Annotated in this window: 4 protein-coding genes and 1 tRNA gene; all 5 read left to right on the top strand. The window is 37.0% G+C overall.

Annotated elements, in window-relative coordinates; all coding sequences use genetic code 11:
- A tRNA-Met gene (locus ACFX4E_RS24155) sits at positions 1 to 77 on the top strand.
- Positions 78 to 216: 139 nt separating this feature from the next.
- On the top strand, positions 217 to 822 hold the full coding sequence (locus ACFX4E_RS24150; RefSeq protein WP_028410202.1) for a hypothetical protein: 606 nt from the start codon (positions 217 to 219) through the stop codon (positions 820 to 822).
- A 352-nt stretch (positions 823 to 1174) separates the two neighbouring features.
- Positions 1175 to 1672 carry a GNAT family N-acetyltransferase gene (locus tag ACFX4E_RS24145; protein WP_013081583.1) on the top strand — a complete coding sequence of 166 codons (498 nt, stop codon included), beginning with the start codon at positions 1175 to 1177 and terminating at the stop codon, positions 1670 to 1672.
- Between the two features lie 248 nt (positions 1673 to 1920).
- Positions 1921 to 3693 (top strand): extracellular catalytic domain type 1 short-chain-length polyhydroxyalkanoate depolymerase, encoded by a 1773-nt coding sequence (locus tag ACFX4E_RS24140; protein WP_377239154.1) that lies wholly within the window; start codon positions 1921 to 1923, stop codon positions 3691 to 3693.
- Between the two features lie 278 nt (positions 3694 to 3971).
- A partial coding sequence (locus tag ACFX4E_RS24135; protein WP_377579908.1) for a LysM peptidoglycan-binding domain-containing protein occupies positions 3972 to 4712 on the top strand: 741 nt, incomplete at its 3' end.

The following is a 4712-nucleotide window of genomic DNA, read 5'->3' as shown; positions in this document are numbered from 1 at the left end:
CGCGGGGTGGAGCAGTTCGGTAGCTCGTCGGGCTCATAACCCGAAGGTCGCAGGTTCAAATCCTGTCCCCGCAACCAAATTATCTTTTATACATACTTGAATATATCATTATTATCCTTAGGCATAGCCTAAGGATTTTTTGTTTGACTATATTTATAAACACTTGTTTAGGTTATGATATAAGATAGTGATGCAGATTAATCAGGAGGTTTTTTCATGTTACAAAGTAATATTCAAACTTATATTGAAAAAGAAATGAACGTTCAAGGTCAATCTTTATCTCTATACCAGGAAGAAAAAGAATATGCGTTGCAAAAAGAGTTGGTACCGCAAAACCTGATGATAGAAGAAAAAGAGGCATCTTTACGTTTTAAAGATTCTTATATCGAAAGAGTAGATAAAGAAACGGACGAGCTGATCGCAGAAGAATCTCCTCTTTCGTTTTTAGATACGTCCATTTCTTACTTGAAAGAACACAGAAGTGAATTTCTATATGTAGAATCAAAATGGTTCGAATTTATTAAGCTTGATGGATGTTCTTTTGAAGTGGATGATGTGTTTGGCACATATAAAGTATTAACGGGGCTACATATGCAAAAAAAATTCGGTTCTTTACTAAAACAATTTTTTGCTAAAGAACTTAATGAAAGTCCAACAAGCGTCCAGCTTTTATTTAATGATAAAGATGGATTATGGGATGTGAATATTGAGTTAGATGCTATAAAAGAGTTTAATGAAAAAATGTCGATAGGTGAAGTTCTTGTTCTTACATATCGTTTTTTCTTTCATCTAGTAGAGTATGTAGAGAACGAAAAAGCTTAAGAGATGATGATTACTTTCACTGTAAAGCGTAGAACGTAGTTTCTATGCTTTTTTTGAGGAGTAATACGTAATGAAGCAATGAATGCTAAATGAAGCTGGAAATACATTTACATCTCTATGTTTTTATGGAATGATAAAGAGTATCTTTACATATATGACTGCTATGGGTAAGGAACAACTATCAGGAATCTTTCTAGTTCTTTGAGAAAGTAGCTCACATATTAGCTGTTAATAGCACTCAGAGCAAGAAAGCTTCCGTAGGATGAAGTATAATATATACATACAGGAACTATTTTTAACTTTATAAAAATGTCTGCTGACGTATGGGATTATAAATAAAGAGGGGATGTTCATGTTATTAAGAAAAATAAAGTCTGAAGAATTGGCAGAAGTCTATCAAATGGGATATGCCGCATGGCCTAAAGGCAGGACGTACAAAGAGTATGTGAGAGATAATCAAAAGGAAGAAACATATGGAATTCGGTATGTATACGTAAATGAAGAGGATCAAATTATTGGTTCATTTATTTTGCTTCTTTTACAAACTCCTCGATTAAAGTTTGCTTTGCATGGTATTGGATCCGTTGTTGTACACCAGCTTTATCAACGAATGGGGTATGGCCGCGATATGCTTGAAGACTTTTTTAAAAAGATGAAGATAGAGAAGCGCAGCGCTATTTTTATGCTGTATAGCGATATTCTTCCTGAATATTATCATCAGTTTGGGTTTAAGGAGCTCCCTTCTCATTTACAACGTTATCCTCAATCCATTGCTATGGTAAATTGCAGCGAGTCACAATATGAATACTTAAGTAAGCAATCCATAGAAGACATACCGGCCTATTTTTAAAGGTATGTCTTTTTTATAGTATTTATCGGCACAATCGTTTACAATTATATGTAAGCGTTTTCTTTTTTTAGGAGATGAATGATTTTATTCGTCCTCATAACCGTAGGCAAATCGTGCAGTTAATATAAATTTTATTACATAAAACCTTGCTATCATCTTACTAGTAACTCTTATTCATTTCCATACCATACCGATATGTACGTTTGCTGCTAAGTATAACCATATCAATATAAGGAGGAAGCAGGAAGATGAAACGATTATTTATAGCAGGGATGATTTTTATACTTTTTTTATCTTCAGGTGCTGTATCTTCTTCAGCCGCAGGAAGTTTTACCTCTAAAACATATAACGGAAGGACATACAAACTGTACGTACCTAGCAGTTATCAGGGAGGTGCTGCCTTACCTCTAGTAGTTATGCTGCATGGCTGTACTCAAGACCCTGATCAATTTGCAGCAGGAATACAAATGAATGAACTGGCGGAGACAGAGAAGTTTCTTGTTCTTTATCCAGAACAACCCTCTTCTGCTAATTCAAATAAGTGTTGGAACTGGTTTGATACGGCTCATCAATCAAGGGGAAGCGGTGAACCAGCGTTAATTGCTGGAATGGTCAATCAAATAAAAAGCAGTTATTCAATAGATGCCGACCAAGTCTTTGTTGGGGGGCTATCTGCTGGTGCAGCTATGAGTGTTATTATGGGAGCTACTTATCCAGACATATTTGCGGCTATCAGCGTTGGGGCTGGCTTAGAATATAAAGCAGCGACTAATGTGACAGGTGCTTATACAGCAATGAGCAGTGGAGGTCCTAATCCTATCCAACAAGGAGATTTAGCCTATTCAGCCATGGGAGATCATAAACGAGTGGTTCCAGTTATTTTGTTTCATGGGACAGCTGACTACACTGTTGCGCCTATAAATGCGCATCAAATATTATCGCAATGGGCTCAAACAAATGATAGAGCGTCTGATGGGCTGGATAATAACAATATTGATGATACGGCAGATCAAACTGCAACAGGTACAGTATCTGGTGGAAGAAGCTATACGCAATATATTTACAAAGATACAGCAGAAAAAACAGTAATGGAAAAGTACATGATAGAAGGAATGGGACATGCTTGGTCAGGGGGAAGTACATCCGGTTCTTATACAGATCCTAAAGGACCAAATGCAACTAAATTAAGCTGGAACTTTTTTAAAAGCCATCCGAAAAATGGTGATGCTCCTAATCCAGGAGATATATTCCCACCGGTTACAGCTGCTTCACCAGCGGGAGGAACGTATGGAAGTTCTGTTTCTGTTACATTATCAACCAATGAACCTGCCACCACTTACTATACATTAGATGGAAGCATACCAACTGTTAATTCTCTAAAGTACTCTGAGCCTATTACCATCAACTCTAGCAAAACAATAAAATTTTTTAGTGTAGACGCAGCGGGTAACCAAGAGGAAGTAAAGACGGAAGTTTATCAAATTTCTGGAACTTCAGAGAAATCTTCAGTATTTTCTTCACTTGCTGCTGAAGATGGATTTATCGGAAACTTATCAGCTGACGGTATGAGTAGTTCTATTCATAAAATTGGGGATAAAGGAATGTACAATACCGACACATATCGAACCATTTTATCTTTTGATACAAGTTCTTTACCTGATGATGCAATTGTTACGGATGTATCTTTAAAAATTTATCGCAAATCTTCAACTGGTAATATTTCATCTTTGAAAGGCGATATTAAAAGCGGTGTATTTGGAACTAGCAGTGCTTTAGAACAAATAGATTATCAGGCCTCACCATCTATTTCTGCGGGCTTCCAAATGTCAGTGCCTTCACTCAATAATGGATATACAACTATTCAACTTCCTTCCTCGCTTTTGGGGTATATGAATAGGACCGGCAAAACTCAGTTTCGCTTGTCAAGCTCAGGTCCAGCGGACTTTTTAAGTGACGTAGTTGAAATTTATGGGGGCGACAATCCTGCATATTCTCCAATTTTAACTGTTTCATATCAGTAAAAAAACCTTCTAAAAGCTAACTGCTTTTAGAAGGTTTTTTTGCTGATAAGTTACTTTTATCACCGAATACAACTCCAACTTTTTATAGAGTTTTCTTCAAATTTTGACATGATTTTGATGAAATTTAATCATTATTCAAAAATGAATTGTCAGAAATATTACAAGAAAATGTTTAAAATTAATTAAATCCGTAATAAAAGTAAAATATTCCTGTAATGGAAGTGAAATGAACAGGTGGTATCATTCAGTCATTGAGTAAATAAGGAGGTATTCGGAAAATGAAGAAATTTGTATTTACTCTAGGGACAACGGCAATTCTTTCAGCAGGATTTGTAGGTGCAGCATCTGCCTCTACAAGCGGAACGTATGAAGTACAAAAAGGTGACACTTTATGGAAAATCGCTCAAAATCATAATGTGAGCGTAGACGAGCTAAAAGATGCTAATAACTTAACATCAACACTAATTTATCCAAATCAGACACTAAACTTATCTAGCATAAAAGAAATCGTACATACTGTAAAACGTGGTGACACTTTGTGGTCAATCGGTCAACATTATGGCGTAACAGTAGAAGAAATTAAAGAATGGAACGGTTTAACATCAGACTTAGTTTTCCCTGGAGAACAATTTAAAATTAAAACGGCACAAGCAGCTCAATCTCAAACAGCTAGTGCGCCAGTAGCAAAGGCAGCTCCACAAGCGCAGCAGTCTCAAACGGCACAAGCTCAGCAAGAACAAGCAGCACAAGAACAAACGCAAAAAGAACAAGAGCAAGCTCAAGTAGCACAAGCACAGGCAGCACAAGAGCAAGCACAAAAAGAACAAGAGCAAGCTCAAGCAGCACAAGCACAGGCAGCACAAGAGCAAGCACAAAAAGAACAAGAGCAAGCTCAAGCAGCACAAGCACAGGTAGCACAAGAGCAAGCACAAAAAGAACAAGAGCAAGCTCAAGCAGCAGCACAAGCACAGGCAGCACAAGAGCAAGCACAAAAAGAACAAGAGCAAGCTCAAGCAGCA

Source organism: Priestia sp. YIM B13491, from assembly GCF_042787605.1.
Taxonomy (GTDB): Bacteria; Bacillota; Bacilli; order Bacillales; family Bacillaceae_H; genus Priestia; species Priestia megaterium_E.
Note: the sequence above shows the minus strand (reverse complement) of the source record. Positions and strands in the feature narration are given on the sequence as shown.